The sequence below is a fragment of the Tritonibacter horizontis genome (assembly GCF_001518015.1).
Taxonomy (GTDB): domain Bacteria; phylum Pseudomonadota; class Alphaproteobacteria; order Rhodobacterales; family Rhodobacteraceae; genus Epibacterium; species Epibacterium horizontis.
The window spans coordinates 175,363-191,053 of sequence record NZ_LPUY01000012.1 but is presented as its reverse complement, the minus strand read 5'-3'; the positions used below and the strand labels follow the sequence as shown (position 1 = coordinate 191,053).

At 61.4% G+C, this 15,691-nt stretch carries 13 protein-coding genes and 6 pseudogenes; 7 read left to right on the top strand and 12 right to left on the bottom strand.

The annotated features are described in order from the left end of the window. Positions 1-26: 26 nt before the first annotated feature. Positions 27-142, top strand: a pseudogene (locus TRIHO_RS24395) (DUF6552 family protein); the annotation flags it as partial. Between the two features lie 125 nt (positions 143-267). On the opposite strand, the gene TRIHO_RS03015 reads toward TRIHO_RS24395, so the two are convergent. Continuing rightward, positions 268-1,152 (bottom strand): LysR substrate-binding domain-containing protein, encoded by an 885-nt coding sequence (locus tag TRIHO_RS03015; protein ID WP_068240341.1) that lies wholly within the window; start codon positions 1,150-1,152, stop codon positions 268-270. 126 nt (positions 1,153-1,278) lie between these two features. On the opposite strand from TRIHO_RS03015, the gene TRIHO_RS03010 reads away from it, so the two are divergent. Next, positions 1,279-1,974 (top strand): FMN-dependent NADH-azoreductase, encoded by a 696-nt coding sequence (locus tag TRIHO_RS03010; protein ID WP_068240278.1) that lies wholly within the window; start codon positions 1,279-1,281, stop codon positions 1,972-1,974. Between the two features lie 190 nt (positions 1,975-2,164). On the opposite strand, the gene TRIHO_RS03005 is transcribed toward TRIHO_RS03010, so the two are convergent. The 8 genes from TRIHO_RS03005 to arsB form a co-directional block, all read right to left on the bottom strand. Next, positions 2,165-5,254: an efflux RND transporter permease subunit gene (locus TRIHO_RS03005; RefSeq protein WP_068240277.1), complete on the bottom strand. Its 3,090-nt coding sequence runs from the start codon at positions 5,252-5,254 to the stop codon at positions 2,165-2,167. Then, positions 5,251-6,378: an efflux RND transporter periplasmic adaptor subunit gene (locus TRIHO_RS03000; RefSeq protein WP_068240275.1), complete on the bottom strand. Its 1,128-nt coding sequence runs from the start codon at positions 6,376-6,378 to the stop codon at positions 5,251-5,253. Before TRIHO_RS03000 ends, TRIHO_RS03005 begins: the two co-directional genes overlap by 4 nt. Positions 6,379-6,447: 69 nt before the next feature. Next, complete coding sequence (locus tag TRIHO_RS02995; protein ID WP_232367696.1) at positions 6,448-7,020, bottom strand: cytochrome b; 573 nt, start codon at positions 7,018-7,020, stop codon at positions 6,448-6,450. Positions 7,021-7,062: 42 nt separating this feature from the next. After that, positions 7,063-7,158, bottom strand: coding sequence for a hypothetical protein (locus TRIHO_RS24390; RefSeq protein WP_408646167.1), 96 nt, complete (start codon positions 7,156-7,158; stop codon positions 7,063-7,065). Positions 7,159-7,165: 7 nt separating this feature from the next. Beyond that, positions 7,166-8,443, bottom strand: a complete 1,278-nt coding sequence (locus tag TRIHO_RS02990; protein WP_068240273.1) for an MFS transporter — start codon at positions 8,441-8,443, stop codon at positions 7,166-7,168. After that, a complete protein-coding gene (gene arsH, locus TRIHO_RS02985; RefSeq protein ID WP_068240271.1) occupies positions 8,443-9,156 on the bottom strand; it encodes an arsenical resistance protein ArsH in 714 nt (237 codons plus the stop codon). Before arsH ends, TRIHO_RS02990 begins: the two co-directional genes overlap by 1 nt. Then, entirely contained in the window at positions 9,153-9,569 is a 417-nt protein-coding gene (locus tag TRIHO_RS02980; protein WP_068240269.1) for an arsenate reductase family protein, read from the bottom strand. Before TRIHO_RS02980 ends, arsH begins: the two co-directional genes overlap by 4 nt. Before the next feature lie 3 nt (positions 9,570-9,572). Beyond that, complete coding sequence (gene arsB / locus TRIHO_RS02975) at positions 9,573-10,619, bottom strand: ACR3 family arsenite efflux transporter (protein WP_068240267.1); 1,047 nt, start codon at positions 10,617-10,619, stop codon at positions 9,573-9,575. A 112-nt stretch (positions 10,620-10,731) separates the two neighbouring features. On the opposite strand from arsB, the gene TRIHO_RS02970 reads away from it, so the two are divergent. Further along, positions 10,732-11,052 (top strand): ArsR/SmtB family transcription factor, encoded by a 321-nt coding sequence (locus TRIHO_RS02970; RefSeq protein ID WP_068240265.1) that lies wholly within the window; start codon positions 10,732-10,734, stop codon positions 11,050-11,052. A 43-nt stretch (positions 11,053-11,095) separates the two neighbouring features. Here TRIHO_RS02970 and TRIHO_RS02965 read toward each other — a convergent pair. Both TRIHO_RS02965 and TRIHO_RS23080 read right to left on the bottom strand, forming a co-directional pair. Beyond that, positions 11,096-11,386, bottom strand: a pseudogene (locus tag TRIHO_RS02965) (PhnE/PtxC family ABC transporter permease); the annotation flags it as partial. Between the two features lie 5 nt (positions 11,387-11,391). After that, positions 11,392-11,808, bottom strand: a pseudogene (locus TRIHO_RS23080) (tyrosine-type recombinase/integrase); the annotation flags it as partial. 173 nt (positions 11,809-11,981) lie between these two features. Here TRIHO_RS23080 and TRIHO_RS02960 point away from each other — a divergent pair. The 4 genes and pseudogenes from TRIHO_RS02960 (at position 11,982) to TRIHO_RS23075 (ending at position 15,188) form a co-directional block, all read left to right on the top strand. Then, positions 11,982-12,185: a ParD-like family protein gene (locus tag TRIHO_RS02960; RefSeq protein ID WP_068240263.1), complete on the top strand. Its 204-nt coding sequence runs from the start codon at positions 11,982-11,984 to the stop codon at positions 12,183-12,185. Further along, on the top strand, positions 12,186-12,626 hold the full coding sequence (locus TRIHO_RS02955) for a nuclear transport factor 2 family protein (RefSeq protein ID WP_068240261.1): 441 nt from the start codon (positions 12,186-12,188) through the stop codon (positions 12,624-12,626). Positions 12,627-12,963: 337 nt separating this feature from the next. Then, a pseudogene (locus tag TRIHO_RS02950) lies at positions 12,964-14,312 on the top strand (transposase). Between the two features lie 96 nt (positions 14,313-14,408). Then, positions 14,409-15,188 (top strand): annotated as a pseudogene (locus TRIHO_RS23075) (IS5 family transposase). Between the two features lie 251 nt (positions 15,189-15,439). Here TRIHO_RS23075 and TRIHO_RS02935 read toward each other — a convergent pair. Then, positions 15,440-15,670: pseudogene (locus TRIHO_RS02935) on the bottom strand (transposase); the annotation flags it as partial. Between the last annotated feature and the right edge of the window lie 21 nt (positions 15,671-15,691).

Genomic DNA, 15,691 nt, shown 5'->3' with positions numbered 1-15,691 from the left:
TGCCATTGGGCCATCGCGCGCGCCTAGTGTTTGCGGTCAAATGGGGCGCATCCGCTATTCAGATCATCGGATATACTGCGACAGGAATCGGTTGGGCCCCCTGGAACCTCTCCCTTTTCTCATCGGTTTGGTGGGATGGTTTGCCGTGAGCGCATTGTGGACGGACAGGGCGCTGATGCTTGTCCGCCCTGTTGCACTTGGTACAGACAGCGATGCAGTCCTGCGGCGGGGCGGGATGCGGACACATCCCCGTCGCCTGTATCTGGCTCACTCGGCAGATCGGGCCCAACTTGCAAACCGCTCCACATCGTTGAGGCGCGGGTGTCCGCTGCGGGTCACGGCCCAAAACACGCGCCCCGGCAGAGTGTTTTGCGATAGGCACACCAGATGGCCGGCTGCCACGGCAGAGGTCGTCAGGGCGCTGGAGGCCAATATTGCCCCCTGACCGGCGAGCGCGGCGTCGATGGCATTGATTTCCTCGGAATAATGCTGCGAGACATTTGGTGTTTCGCCAGCCAATCCAGCGGCTTGCGCCCAACGCTGCCAGGTCGGCGCTGCATCCGCTTCAGAGGTCCATCTGTATTGGATCAACGGCAACCGCAGGACATCGGCGTCGCTCTCGACCGAAATGTTCTGCACCAGATCCGGTGCACAGAGCGGCACCTGGCGGTCTTCGAATAGCGGCACCCAACGGTCTTCTGCGCCCGGCTGGTGCGCATAGCGCACGGCACAATCGACGTCGCTTGCGGAGAGATCCACGGGGCGATTGTCGGCTTCGATCTTTAGGTTCAGCCCGGTCTGGCGGGTCAGATCTGGCAGGCGCCGCATGAGCCAGAGGCTGGCGAATGCCACAGTGACAGACACGGTCAGGGGACGGTCCTCGTTGTGCAGCGCAAGGTCAGCGATAGCCTGCGCCATACGGTCAAAGCTCTCACGAAAGGCTGGATACAAGGCCGCGCCCTCCTCCGTCAGGCGGATGGGACGTGGATAACGGTGAAAGAGCGTCACGCCCAAAACCTCTTCCAGCTGGCGCACCTGATGGCTGATTGCGGTTGGCGTTAGGTGAAGTTCCGCTGCGGCGTGGCCAAAGTGCCGATGCCGGGCTGCGGCCTCAAAGGCGCGGAGGGCATGGAGGGGAGGGAGACGCCGCATCGGATCTACTTTCGGTCCGCGATCAGGATGAATCTGGTTCATCTATGCCCTGAGAAATTCGCTTTCGCCAGACGTTTGGCGGGTTGGTAGGAAAAATGTGACATGTAAAACCTGAGGAGATGCCCCATGCTCTGCTTGCTGCGGATCGATGCGAGTGCCCAGTTGCAAGACCGGTCTTTGACACGCCACCTGACCGGAATTTTCACGCAGAGGTTTCTGGCTGAGGCACCAGAAACGAAGGTGATCGTCCGGGATGTCGGACTGCACCCCATTCCGGCCATTGATCACCGCTTCATCCATGCGGCCTTTACCGCGCCAGTTGAGCGGGACACATGGATGCAGGACCGGCTCGCGCTGTCTGATGAGCTGATTGAGGAAGTGACCGCTGCGGATATCATCGTGATGGGCGCGCCGATGTACAACTACGGTATGCCAGCGGCCCTAAAGGGGTGGATCGATCAGGTGGCCCGGATCGGCAAGACCTTTTCATTCGACCTTGCGCGGGGCGATACGCCTATCGAGCCGACCCTGTCCGGCAAGCGGTTGGTCGTTTTGTCGGCGCGCGGGGAGTTTGGTTTTGCGCCGGGGGGCGTGCGGGCGCATCTTAACGCTTTGGACCCGGCACTGGTGGCTTGTGCGCATTACTTCGGCGTGGCAGCGGGCGATATCGATACAATCGCAATCGAATATCAGGAGTTCAAAGATGCCCGATTTCAGGCGTCCTGTGACGCGGCTGAGCGACGTACCCGTGATCTGGCCCTGACCCTGGCAGGCAAAGCGGTTTCACGTTCGGGTGCTCGCCTCAAGGCTCGCGGCGCATGACCGGTAGAGGACGCGAGCGCCGCGCGATTGCTGACAAGAAGACCTTTTGACATCTAACCTATCGGACGATTGTCGTCCGCTGCGTTCGCCCGGGGGCTGCAGGCCGCGTCGCCTTTTGATGTTCACCGCCCGTTTGTCGCGCGGTGAACCAGGATCACAGATGGCAATCAGTGGGTCTTGCGCATCGAACCTAAGTCTCCGCTATTGCCTCTGTTTCGGTCCGAAGGCGCTTGGCCGCGGCCCCGGGGGCCGCGCCCCAGATGGCGATCCAGCGATAAAAGATCGGGGTCAGGAACAGGGTGAAAACCGTAGCAAAGCCGAGGCCGCCGACGATCACCCAGCCAACGGCAATGCGAGCCTCGGCCCCGGCGCCAGAGGTCAGGATCAAGGGCAAGCCGCCAAAGACCGTCGAGACCATCGTCATCATCACTGGCCGTATGCGCAGGCGAAGCGCGTTGCGGATGGCGGTGTCAATGTCCGCGCCGGCCTCGCGCAGCTGATTGGCGAACTCTACGATCAATATGCCGTTCTTGGCCATCACGCCGATCAGCATCACGAGGCCGATCTGGCTGTAGTAGTTCAGTGAACCGCCGGTGATCGAGATTGCCAATAGCGCCGCAGCAAGGCCGAACGGCACCGTCATCATGATGACCAGCGCGCTGGAAAAGCTCTCGAACTGCGCGGAAAGCACCAGAAGAACAACGATCAGCGCGACGCCGAAGACCGCGTAGATGCCCCCCGCCGTGTCATCGAGCGTTGCCGCCTCGCCAGTGAAGGTGAGGCCCATCCCCTGGGGCAGGACCTCTTCAGCGATTGCCTGCACCCGGTCCATCGCGGTTGACAGGTCGGCCCCGTTGCCGAGGTTGGCCTGCAGCGCAACGGACAAAGCCCCGCCGAGCCGCTGGATCTGGGCATCGCTGACCACCGTTTCCAGCGCGGCCACTGCCGAAAGCGGTACGTAAGCCCCACTTGGCAGGCGAATGGACTGGGACGCGATGTCGGAGGGATCGTCGATCGGCGGCCCACCGGGAAGGACGTTCACGTCGACCTCTACGTCGTCGGAGAAGACACTGACCGCGACGTTGCCTTGCACCAGGGCACGGACAAGAGCCGTGACCTCGGCGCTATTCAGGCCCATGGCACTTGCCGCAGCGGTGTCAACGGTAACTTCAAGTTCTGCGTTGACGGAGTTATTGGAGAGCTGCGGGTTCAGGAAGGTGTCGTCCTGAGACATGGCAGCAACCAGATTGCCCGCCGCCTCTGTCATGTTGGCAAGGTTGGTTCCAGTGACCGCAACGCCCAGCCCGCTCCCCGCGCCACGGATGTTGAGGCTATTGGTGGAGCGCGCGCTGACCTGCACACCGGGGACGGAGGACAGCTGGCTGCTGATCTCACCGATCAGTTCCTGTTGTGTGAAGTCGCGCGCGGCCCAATCCGGCAGACGCACGACAATGAAGGCACGGGTGCCGCCGCCAACACCGATGATGCTCTGCACCGCAGCGATTTCGCCGCTTTCCAGGTAAGGCGCGAGGATGTCTTCGATCAGCAGAACTTGGCTGTCGAGGTAGTCGACGGTGGTGTCCGACGCCCCGCGCGCCTGCACCAGAAAGAAGCCGCGATCTTCCTCGGGGGTGATGGCGGAGGGCAAGGTTGCTGCCGCGCCCAAAGCGATTATGGCAAAGCCGATGGCCACGGAGAGCGCGAGCAGCGGCGTGCGGATGGCAAAATCCATCACCTTGTCAAAACCTTGGGCGAGGGCACCGGGTTTGCTTTCATTGGCCTGAGCCTGCGCCTTGCCCGGATCAAGCAGCGCCGCCAATACCGGGGCCAGCGTCAGCGCGGTGACCGACGACAGGGTCACCGCAAAGGCCAGCACGAAGCCAAATTCCGCAAACACACCACCGGCCTGACCGGGCAGGAACGAGATCGGAATGAAAACGGCAGCCAAGGTGGCCGTGGTTGAGATGACGGCAAAGAACACTTCGTTGGTGCCGGCGGCGGCGGCGGCAAATGCGCCCATGCCGGATTTGCGTTTGCGCACGATGTTCTCGATCACGACGATCGCATCGTCCACAACCATGCCGGTGGCCAGAACCAACGCCAGAAGGCTTATGGTGTTGACCGAGAAGCCGGTGAGCCAGATCGCTGCCAGCGTGCCGATCAGCGCCACTGGAATGGTCACGGCAGGAATGAGCGTCGCACGGGGCGAGCGCAGGAACAGGAAAATCACGGCGATCACGATGGCGGTGGCCATGAGGATCGACTTCACCACCTCGTTGATCGACCCTTCGATGAAGATCCCGTCATTCGAGGTCACCAGCAGCTGGACGCCGGTGGGAAGCTGGCTGCGCAATTCCGCAACCGCGATTTCCACATCGCGGGAGATCTCCAGTGTGTTGCCAACGGATTGGCGGGTAATATCCAGGCCAACGGCGGTTTCACCGTTCACGCGGGTGTAGACGCTGGATTCTTCGGGGATGAGCTGGACGAAAGCCACGTCTGCAACCTGGGTCGTGTCGTTGATCGGCAGCAGGTTGATGGTCTCGACGGTGACATTTTCGTTGCCGACCCGCAGTGACATGGTCTGCGACTCCGTCGACAGGGAACCCAGCGCGGTGTCATCACGCAGTTGGGACAATGCGGAGGAAAGATCAAAAACGGTCAGGCCGCGGCTCAACAGGTTGGGCAGGTTCGCGGCCACGCGGAATTCATTGGCGCGGTTGCCGCGTACGGTCACCTCGGCGATGCCATCGATCAGCGAGAGGCGCTCATAGACCGCTTCTTCCGCAATCTGGGTCAGCTCGTCCAGGCTGGCATTGCCCAGAAGGGCGAGGCGAATGATCGCGTCGGCGTTGCTGTCACTCTTGGTCACGGTCGGGTCATCGATATCGTCGGGCAGCGAGCGCAGGGTGCTCGAAACGATCTCGCGCGCCTCGTTGGCGGCGATGTCGACATCGGTGCCATCGGAGAGATCAATGGTGATACGGCTCGACCCCGTGCTGGAGGTCGATTCAATATAGGACATGCCTTCTAGCGCACTCAACGCATCCTCGAGCACCTGGGTGACTTCGGTGTCCACCGTGCTGGCCACGGCCCCTTCATAGGTGGTGCGCACTGACAGGACCGGCCGGTCCACATCAGGCATTTCGCGGATATCAACACTGGTGAGTGCTGCGAGACCGGCGATGATGATCAATAGGTTCAGGACGATCCCGAAAATCGGCCGCGCGACGAGTGTATCGGCGAAACCGGCCTTGTGCGCCCGTCTTTCAAAGCTCATGCGCCTGGCCCCCGGCTGAGGTCGGCAGTGGTGACCTGCGCGCCTTCGCGCAATTTGGACGCACCTTCGACGACGACCTGTGTGCCCAGTGATGCCTCGGTTTCGATCCAAACCTGATCGCCGTCGCGATAGCGGATTGTGGCCGGGAGACGGGTGGTGCGGCCCTCCTCGGCAACCCAAATGCCTGCACCGGTGCGGTCCCAGGTAATTGCCGTGGCGGGCACGACTGGCAGCGGCACGGTTTCCTCTGTCATCCGGATTGCGAAGGTCATGCCTGACAGCAGCAGCCCTTCGGCATTGTCGATCCCCGCCTCCACGGTGGCGCTGCGCGTCACACTGTCGAGGCGGCTGTCAAAAGCCGTGACTCTGCCTTGAAAAACCCGCCCCGTGTAGGTCGGCGTGGTCACGAGAACCGGCTTGCCCTCGGCGAGCAATCCGATGGAGCGTTCCGGAACCTCGAACGTCGCCAACAGCATCGTGGTGTCATCGATGGTGACGATGGTGTCTCCGCTGGACAACTGGTCACCGGCATGCACATCGCTCAGCCCCAGGCGCCCAGAAATCGGCGCCACCAGCGAGCGGTTTTCCAGGGCAACTTCGGCAAGTCCGACATTGGCCTTCGCCAGCCGCAGCGCCACTTCGGCTTCGGAAAGGGCCACGTCGGTCACGACGGCATTGCCGTTCTGACGAAGCCCTTTGTAGCGGGTGACGGTGTCCTGCACCTGGTCGCGGTTGGCTTCGGCAATTTCCAACTCGAGCCGTTCGGTGCGGTCGTCCAGTCGCAGCAAAACCGCGCCCTTTTCAACGCGCTTGTTGGCCTGCAACGCGGTTTCCACAACCTCTCCGGCCTCTGTGGTCACCACGGTTGACCGGCGCAGGGAGACGGCGCTGCCGACGGTGCGCAACACAAGCGTATAGCTGCGTTCCTCAAGCGGGGCGAGGACGACGGTCGTGCTCCGCCCCTGGCCACGCGGGCCGCCTCCGGGGCGGCGGGGCGGCGCGGCGTCCGCCGTCTCCGGGGTGCCGCCCCAGAGTTGCGCAACCTCGGCGGGCACACCAAATGTAATCGAGTAGGCGCCAGCAACGACGCCGAGTGACAGAAGGGCTACAAAAAATTTCTTCAAGATAATACGAGCTCCTGAACGCGCATTGGGCCTCTGGGCCTGCGAGTTGATTAGGTTGGGTGGCCGTCGTCAAACCATACGGCTCAGGACATCATCGCGCTTGATGACACGATGCCAGCCTATTGCCATCACGATGTGTCCAAGCAACAGGGCCGCCAGAAACCATCCCAATGTAGCGTGCCACTCCGCCGCGGCCTTGGTCCAGTCAATCGCCGTCTCGCGCCCCGGGATGAGCGTGAGACCGAGATAACCGAGACCGCGGGTCCCTCCAGCAGCCGCCAGGATTTTTAAGGCAGGCACGATCACCATGAGCAGATACAATACCGCATGTCCGGCGGTTGCCGCCCGACCCACAAGACCTGCGTGCCGCGGCCTCTGTCGCAGGTTCCACAGCCCCCAGGTGCCCCGTAGCAAGACCAGGACAAACAATGTTAACCCCAGATCTGTGTGATAGCTCCACAGCGTGCCACGCAGTGCGTGGTCACGCGGCAGCGCCCAATGGGCGGCAGCCGACATGAATTGCAGCGAAAAAAGCGCAGCCATGCCCCAATGAAAGGCGCGGCTCACGGGGCCGAAGCGATCTGGTCTGTCTGATAGATGGCGCATGTTCCATGACTTTCTGCGGACTTCATTCTGCATCATACGTCACCGGCAGAGGTTTCCGTCGCATTGCTCACGATTTTGTCAGCCCGCCGGCCTCTTCCGATCGGTGGCGTGGCAAAACCGCTCATCATCGCCTGATGATCCACGCAACGTGTCCTCACCGCGGCCACTGGTCAGAAGGTCGTCACCTGCCCTGTTGTCGGTCCCGCAGGATCAACAGGGCAAGCGCGGCGAGTGCAAGGGCCGACAGCCCAAGCGCCACGATCAGAGCAAGATCGTAGCCAGAGATCCGCCACAGCACTGCGGCTGCCTGGGGGGCGATGGCTCCGGCGATCAGGAACGGCACTGCCATGAAGCCTGCGATCATGCCAAACCCACGGCGGCCCAACACCTCGGCCATCACCACCGGCTTTAGGATGCTGATGACGCCAAAGCTTGCCCCGAACAGCAGGGCAAAGGCAAAGCCGGCCTGCGGCATCGATGGAACCACAAACAGCAATACGGCAATGGCCGACGCGACCCCGACAAAGGACATCGCAGCCACCACCACGCCTGTCACCCGGTGCCCTGCTGCCATCATCGCAAGACGCCCCGCAACCTGCATTGGGCCAAAGAGCGAGGCGGCGAGGACTGCCTGCCCAAGGGTGAGCCCCCGGTCGGTCAGGATCGGCATGACATGGGTGATGATCATCGCATAGGCGAGGCCGATGAACGAAAATGCCAGCAGGATCAGCCAGAATTCCGGTCGGGCACGCGCGGCAACAAAAGCGGTGCGATCCCCCGACTTGCGCTCGGGCGTCTGGTCGTCCTCGGGGCAGCATTCCAGCATGGTGGCACCGGCGAACATGGCCGGCAGCCCGACCAGAACCACCGCCCCGGCAAAGCAGAGCACCGCACCGCGCCAGCCCAGGGCCTCTGCCAGGAAGGCTCCTGCCGGATAGGCGAGGGTGGAGGCAAAGCCCGCCACCAGCGTGATCCGCGTGATGCCACTGCGCGCGCGGTCATGGGCGGTGCGGGTCACGAAAGCAAAGCAGGGTTCATAAAGGCACAGCCCCTCGGCGACGCCAAGACCCAGCCAGGCCAGGAAAAAGACCGGGTAGCTTTGTGATCCGGCCAGCAGCAGCAGCGACAGGGCGCCAATGGCCAACCCGCCGGTCAGCAGCCAGCGCCCCCGGCCCGCATCGATCATGCGCCCCGCAAACGGTGAGACCAGGGCCGCTGTCAGCGTTGCACACATGAAGGCAAAGGCCAGCCAGCCCTTCCCGTAGGGCAGAGCCTGTTCCCAAGCCAGCAGCAGCGCCGCGAAGATATAGAAGAACGCGCCGTATCCGACGGTTTCGGCCAGGCCCAGCAACCAGAAAGCCAACCGTTCTGCCCGTTCAGGTTGGGCCATGGCGAAACGATGCGGGTCCAGTCCGACAACTGCCAAAGCCCGATCGATCCCTGTCGCCAATCCGATCATCACACGGCCTTGGCCTGATTGACCCGTGCCGACAGCGTGGCGTGATCCTCGACCCGTTCAGAGTAGCGATCCACCAGATGGTCGCGGATGTCTCGGGTCAATAGGGTGAATTTCACCAGTTCCTCCATCACGTCGACGATGCGGTTGTAATAGGGCGAAGGCCTCATGCGGCCGTCCTCATCGAACTCGTCCCAGGCCTTGGCGACCGACGATTGGTTTGGAATGGTCAAGAGCCGCATCCAACGGCCGAGAATCCGTAGCTGGTTCACCGTGTTGAACGACTGCGAGCCGCCGCACACCTGCATGACTGCCAGCGTCTTGCCCTGCGTTGGCCGCACACCGCCAAGCGACAGCGGGATCCAGTCTATCTGGCTTTTCATGATGCCGGTCATGGCGCCGTGCCGTTCGGGCGACGACCAGGCCATGCCCTCGCACCATGTGACCAGATCGCGCAGTTCGGCCACCTTGGGGTGATCGGCAGGGACACTGTCGGGCGCGGGCAGGTCGTGGGGATCGAAAATCTTCACTTCGGCCCCGAGCCGGGTGAGAATCCGCCCGGCTTCCTCCGCCGTGAAGCGGGAGAAGCTGCGTTCGCGCAAAGAGCCATAGAGGATCAGGATCCGGGGTGCGTGGGTGCTGCGGGTCGCCGGAAAGAGGGTATCCGGGTCGATCCGGGCAAAGGCAGCATCGGTGATCTGAGGTGTGTCGGTCATGGGCGGGCTCCGGTCTTGTTGATCACCATCTGGCCGTCTTCCTTGCAGAGCGGCCCGGGTGGCAAGTGATCAAGCAGGTCGAAAACGGCCTCGGACGGGCGGCACAGGCGCACCCCCTTCGGGCTGCAGACGATCGGGCGGTTCACGAGGATTGGATGCTCCAGCATCGCGTTCAGAATCGTTTCGTCCGCAACGCCATCTGCCAGCAACCCCAGGTCCTGTGCCGGGGATTTCGTTTCGCGCAACGCCGCGCGCGGGGTCAGATCGGCGGCGGCAAACAGCGCCAGAAGCTGCGGGCGGGTCCAGCCCTCGGCCAGATAGTCGATGACGACCGGTTCCATCCCGGCGGCGCGAATGAAGGCCAGCACATTGCGCGAGGTGCCGCAGTCGGGATTGTGGTGGATGACGATCATGGGTCAGGCTCCGGTTTCTGGAAAGCGCGCGCGGGTCCGGTTCGCAAAGGCGACCAGCGAGAGCATCACCGGCACCTCGACAAGCACCCCCACAACCGTGGCCAGCGCAGCGCCGGAGTTCAGGCCAAACAGGCTGATCGCCACCGCCACGGCGAGTTCGAAGAAGTTTGACGTGCCGATCATGGCGCAGGGCGCGGCAATTCGGTGCGGCACCTTCATCAGGAAGGCCGCGCCATAGGCAATGGCGAAAATCCCGTAGCTCTGGATCAGGATCGGCACCGCAATCAGCGCGATGACACCGGGGCGCGACAGGATGGTCTCGCCCTGCAGGCCGAAAAGGATGGCAACCGTTGCGATCAGCCCGATCATCGACAGGGGTTTAATGCGCGCGGTGAAACCGGCAATGGCCTCCTCTGACCCAAGGGCGCGGCGGGTCAAAAGGCCCGCAACAAGCGGCAGAACCACATAAAGCACCGTGGCCAGAACCAGTGTGCTCCATGGCACCACAATCTCGGTCACGCCGAGCAGCAGCGCGACGATGGGTGCGAAGGCCACCACCATGATCAGATCGTTCACCGACACCTGCACAAGCGTATAGGTGGCATCGCCGCGGGTCAGCTGGCTCCAGACGAACACCATTGCGGTACAGGGCGCCGCCCCCAGCAGGATCAGCCCGGCGATGTATTGCGCCGCATCCTCGGGCGCGATCCAGGGCGCGAAAACGTGGTCAAAGAAGAGCACGGCGAGGAAGGCCATGGTGAAGGGCTTGATCAGCCAGTTCACGACCAAGGTGACCAGCAACCCCTTGGGTTGGCGCGCGACCCCGGCGACGGCGCCAAAATCCACGCTGACCATCATCGGGTAGACCATCGCCCAGATCAGCACGGCGACGACAAGATTGATCGACGCCACCTCGGCCGCGGCGATGGCGTTGACGAGACCCGGCGCCACAGTGCCGATGGCGATCCCCGCCACCATGGCGATCGCGACCCAAAGGGTCAGAAGGCGTTCAAAGCGGCCCATCGGCGTGGGGGCGGCAGTGTCGGACATGGGGAGGCTCCGGTGTCATGAAATTGTCATTTCGCACATTTGCGAATTGAAAGATGGGTAGGCCAGCACAGGTCGGCTTGTCAACACGCTTCATTTCGCGTAATTACGAAATATGGATCAGCCTTCCGCCATCGACGCCTTTGGCGCCCTTGCCCATGACACCCGGCTCGAGATCTTTCGGCTGTTGGTGCAGCGCGGCCCGACGGGTACGCCGGCGATGGAGGTCGGGCGCCTGCTGGACATCAAGCCCTCGACCCTGTCGGGACATCTGGCGACCTTAAAACGCGCCGGTTTGGTCAGCACCGAACGCCACCACCGCGAGATCCAGTATGCCCCGCGGTTTGATGCGGTGAACGGGCTTGTGCGCTTTCTGCTAAAGGATTGCTGCGGCGGCGATGCAAGCGCCTGTGCGGGCATCGGCCTGCCAGACTAAGGTCGATGCCAAGGGTGCCCGGCGTATCTTGAGATCACTCCAGTTAGATGATCGCACGGCGGATCACGGCCGAAATCCATTCACTGACCACAACGGTCGTGAGGATCAGCAGAAGGATCACTGTCACCTGGTCCCACGCCAGAACCGCCATCGAGGCGTTCAACTTCAGGCCGATACCGCCCGCGCCGACAAGGCCAAGGATGGTGCTTTCCCGAATGTTGCTATCCCACCGGAACACCGAGATGCCCCAAAGCGCGGGCATGACCTGCGGCACCACGCCATAGACCAGAACCTGCGCGGAACCGGCGCCGGTGGCGCGGACCGCCTCGATCTGCTTGGGGTGCTGTCCATCTTGGTATGGCCCAACAACAGTTGGACTGCCCGCAGGTTGCCTGTTTTCCTGTAGATTTGAGTCCCCTTCGTTCGCCGCATCGAATGCGTGCCATAGGCGCTCGGCTCCAGGCCAATGGATGTCACCCACTCACGGACAATCCGCGCGTTCTGACGGGTTGAGATATGAAGCCGTTCGTGAAAACGCCCCGGCCAGAGGTATTCTGAACCGATCATCAGCGGCTCCCGCATCCATCTTGTCAGAGATGCACGGGTGCCTTCAGAAATCTCGAAACGCACAGGTTTCGTGGTCTTGCTCGGGAACACCGACGCGCGCTCCTTGATTTCGCCTGACGCCATGACATCGACCACCTTGATCTGCACCAGGTCGACGATTCGACGTTGACGAGACATCATACCATCCAATGCTGCTTTTCGCCCGACGTCGGCTTGGAGCCCGAGTCATCGATACTGCACTGGCTACGAAGGTCGGCTTTCGGTGAGCATCCTGAAACTCTTACAGTCGTACGATCTAACCAACATTGACAATGTCGATATATGAAGCATATACGTTTCGTATATAGAAAGCGAGGCTATGAATGGGACTGGTGAAAATCGACGACGGCCTGCACGAAGATGTTAGGCGCGCGAGCGCTGTCATGTGCCGATCGATCAATGCTCAGGCTGAGTTCTGGATGAAAATCGGTATGCTAGCCGAGGCCAATCCGACACTCGCATTCACCGATATTGTGAAGATGCAGCTTCAGACAGTTGCCAGCGAAACCGACGTGGAAGTCGCTTGAATGACTGACAAAGCGACTGACGAAAGCTCGGTCTTTGAGAGCGAGATTGCGGCGTTTTTTTCTGCCTACCTAAGCGCTTTTCGCCGAGAGGATGCTTTAGCAATAAGTGAGTTGTGGGACGAGGTCGGCTTGTTCCCCACACCCACAGGGAACTTCTCGATGGATCGCGAGGCGTTTCGCAATCATTGCGTGACGCTGCTGACCTTCTACCGAAACCAAGGTGTTGCTGAACCCACTGGTGAACTGCTTTCCGCAGTGGAGTTATTCCCGGGCGTTGCTCAGGCACGCATGGCATACTCAATGCTTAGCTCGGATGGAGCGCCTGTCGCCGATTGGGAACACGTCTACATTCTGCGCAAGACAGACGGCCAATGGCGAGTGTCGCTGACAATCGCAGATGACGAGATGGTTGCCTGGGCTGCCGCCGGAGCGGAGCTCTAGAAGCCGTCCTTCGCTATTTGAAATCGAACGGCAGAGAGGTCCGCCCTGCGGACCTTGGCACTGCGAACGGCGAATGGCGAATTCGAGCCCAGTTTGACAGATGCTGCATAAAGGTCGAATGGCTGCTATGCGCAGAGCGCTGACTGTGCCATTATTAGTCTGTCAAGTATGGATGATTAAGTGGATTTCGAGGATTTCAGCAAGAAATTTAGTCAGCACTCATCCGAGATGTTGCGTATGTTCCCCAACACAGTTGGCCTATTTTTGTTGAAAAACTCGTGCTTGATCGACGGGCCGTCGGCTGATTCAATTCCTGCATAGGGTGGGAGGATTGGCGATGATGGGACCGCGGCAGGAGGCGCAACCGGCGCTGTTCTATGAGTTCTCTCTCGAGGATCACATCCCGCAGTACCACCTGCTGCGCTCGATTGATCGGTTCGTCGACCTCTCCGGGATCCGCACCTACCTTGCCGATTTCTACAGCCACACCGGGCGCCCCTCGGTCGATCCTGAGCTGCTGATCCGGATGCTGCTGGTAGGGTATTGCTTCGGCATCCGGTCAGAGCGGCGGCTTTGTGAGGAGGTGCATTTGAACCTGGCGTATCGGTGGTTTTGCCGCCTTGACCTCAGCGACCGCGTCCCTGATCATTCTACCATTTCCAAGAACCGGCACGGGCGTTTCCGCGACAGCGAGCTGCTGCGCCACCTGTTCGAGACCACGGTGGCCCGCTGTATCGAAGAGGGCCTGGTCAGCGGGCAAAGGATGGCCATCGACGCCAGTCTGATTGAGGCCGATGCAAACAAACAGAACTCGACGCCGAAGGAGGAGTGGGACCCGGCGCAGGTCAATCCCGCCGACGCGCCCCGGGCCGTTCGCGAGTATCTGGACACCCTCGATGAGGCCGCGTTTGGTGCGGCCAGCCAGTGGACTGCTGCCCGTAAGGGACCGGCATTCTTCAGCTATTCCGACAACTACCTGATCGACACAGACCACGGCGTCATCGTGGACGTGGAGGCCACCAGATCGATCCGGCAAGCAGAAGTCGGCTCGACCAAGACCATGCTGAAGCGCGTGAGGGCCCGGTTCGACCTTCACCCCGAGCGCCTGATCGCAGATACGGCCTACGGCACTGCGCCGATGCTGGGCTGGCTGGTCGACCGCAAGATCGCGCCCCACATTCCTGTCCTCGACAAGTCAGGGCGCAATGACGGGACCTGGACCCGAGCCGACTTTGAATGAGATGCTGAGAACGACCAATACATTACATCTGCCCCGAGGGACACGAGCTGAAGCAATTCCGCCGGAACTATTCCGACCCGAACAGGGGGCCGACAGGCAAGGGAACAGCGCGCTATCGGGCGCTGAAAGAGGTCTGCCAAGCCTGTCCATCCAAGGCAAAGTGCTGCCCGAACGCCGATGCTCGCAAGATCACCCGCGAGGAACATGAGGACGCCCGGCAGGTTGCCCGGGACATCGCGAAGACCGACCAATACGTGATTTCGATGAAGCTGAGAAAGAAGGTCGAGATGCTCTTTGCCCATCTCAAGCGGATCCTTGGCCTCAACCGGCTCCGATTACGTGGACCATGCGGCGCAAACGACGAATTCCTCCTCGCCGCCACCGCCCAGAACCTCCGCAAACTGGCGAAGATCCTTCCCGCACCGCAGCAACCGCGAAAAGCCTGACAGGAAAGGCGCTCGCGCCCAACTCAAGCGACGGAATTCTGCGCTCGCGAACGGGTGTTTTTCCACAGAATCGGCCCAGAGCTGCCGTTCGCCAAGCTGGCCATCGATGCAGCGCAGCTTCACCAGACCGGCCCTTCGTCCATCGTGCAGCATTTTCGGAGGGTGAGCGGTATTATCTTCATCAATCGCAATGGGTTGAGGTGGCGCGATGCACCGAAGGAGTATGGCCCTGCGAAGACCCTCTACAACCGTTGGAAGCGGTGGAGCGACAAGGGCGTCTTCGCCCGGATGATGGTTGGCCTGGCCTCCAAGGCCGCTGTGCCGAAGATGGTGATGATCGATGCGACCTATCTCAAAGCCCACCGCACGGCGACCAACCTGTGCGTCAAGTAAGGAGGGCCAGGAAGTGATCTGGGGGATCAATTCCCCGACGAACGGGGGCCAGGCGACCAAAGGGGCCGTTTGATCGGTCGAACCAAGGGCGGCATGAACACCAAGCTTCATGCCGTCGCCGATGCCGATGGCCGCCCGATCCGGTTCTTCATGACCGCAGGTCAGGTCAGCGATTACACCGGTGTAGCGGCCCTGCTGGGCAGCCTGCCAAAGGCGGACTGGCTGCTGGCCGACCGTGGGTATGACGCTGATTGGTTCGGGAAAGTATTAAAAGACAAGGGGATAAAGCCCTGCATTCCTGGCCGGAAGTCTCGCGGAAAACCAATCAAGCACGACAAACGCCGATACAAACGCCGCAATCGGATCGAGATCATGTTCGGCAGGCTCAAGGACTGGCGACGCGTCGCCACCCGCTACGACAGATGCCCGAAGGCCTTCCTCTCCGCCATCGCCCTCGCCGCAACCCTCATGTTCTGGCTATGAAACAAGAACGAGTCCTGAGCCTAAGGACGGTGAGGGCCGCCACCGCGCGTACCCTGTTTTTGCTATGGAAGAGATCATTTCTTGACGGCAGAGCCCGTCTGGGCAACCTTATAAAGGTGTCCGGTCATCGGATGCCACTCGACCTGCTGACCTAAGCAGCCAGAATTTCCCGACATAGGACGTTGTCGCGGACCACCATGCAGGGATAGCCACGTGTTCGGGCGATATTACCGAGATCACGACCAACGCGTTGCCACATCAAGCATGTGCTCGGCCAACATTTTCTTGAGCTTGTCGCTCTCGGCCTCCAGGGCCTTCAGCCTCTTGGCCTCGGACACTTCCATGCCGCCATACTTCGAATGCCATTTGTAGAAAGTGCCATCGCTGATACCGTGCTTCCGACACAGTTCCTTCGCCCCCATTCCGGCTTGGTGCTCCTTCAGGATGCCACTGATCTGCTCTTCGCGGAAACGGCTTTTCCGCTTCGTCTGTCTCCTCGCTTG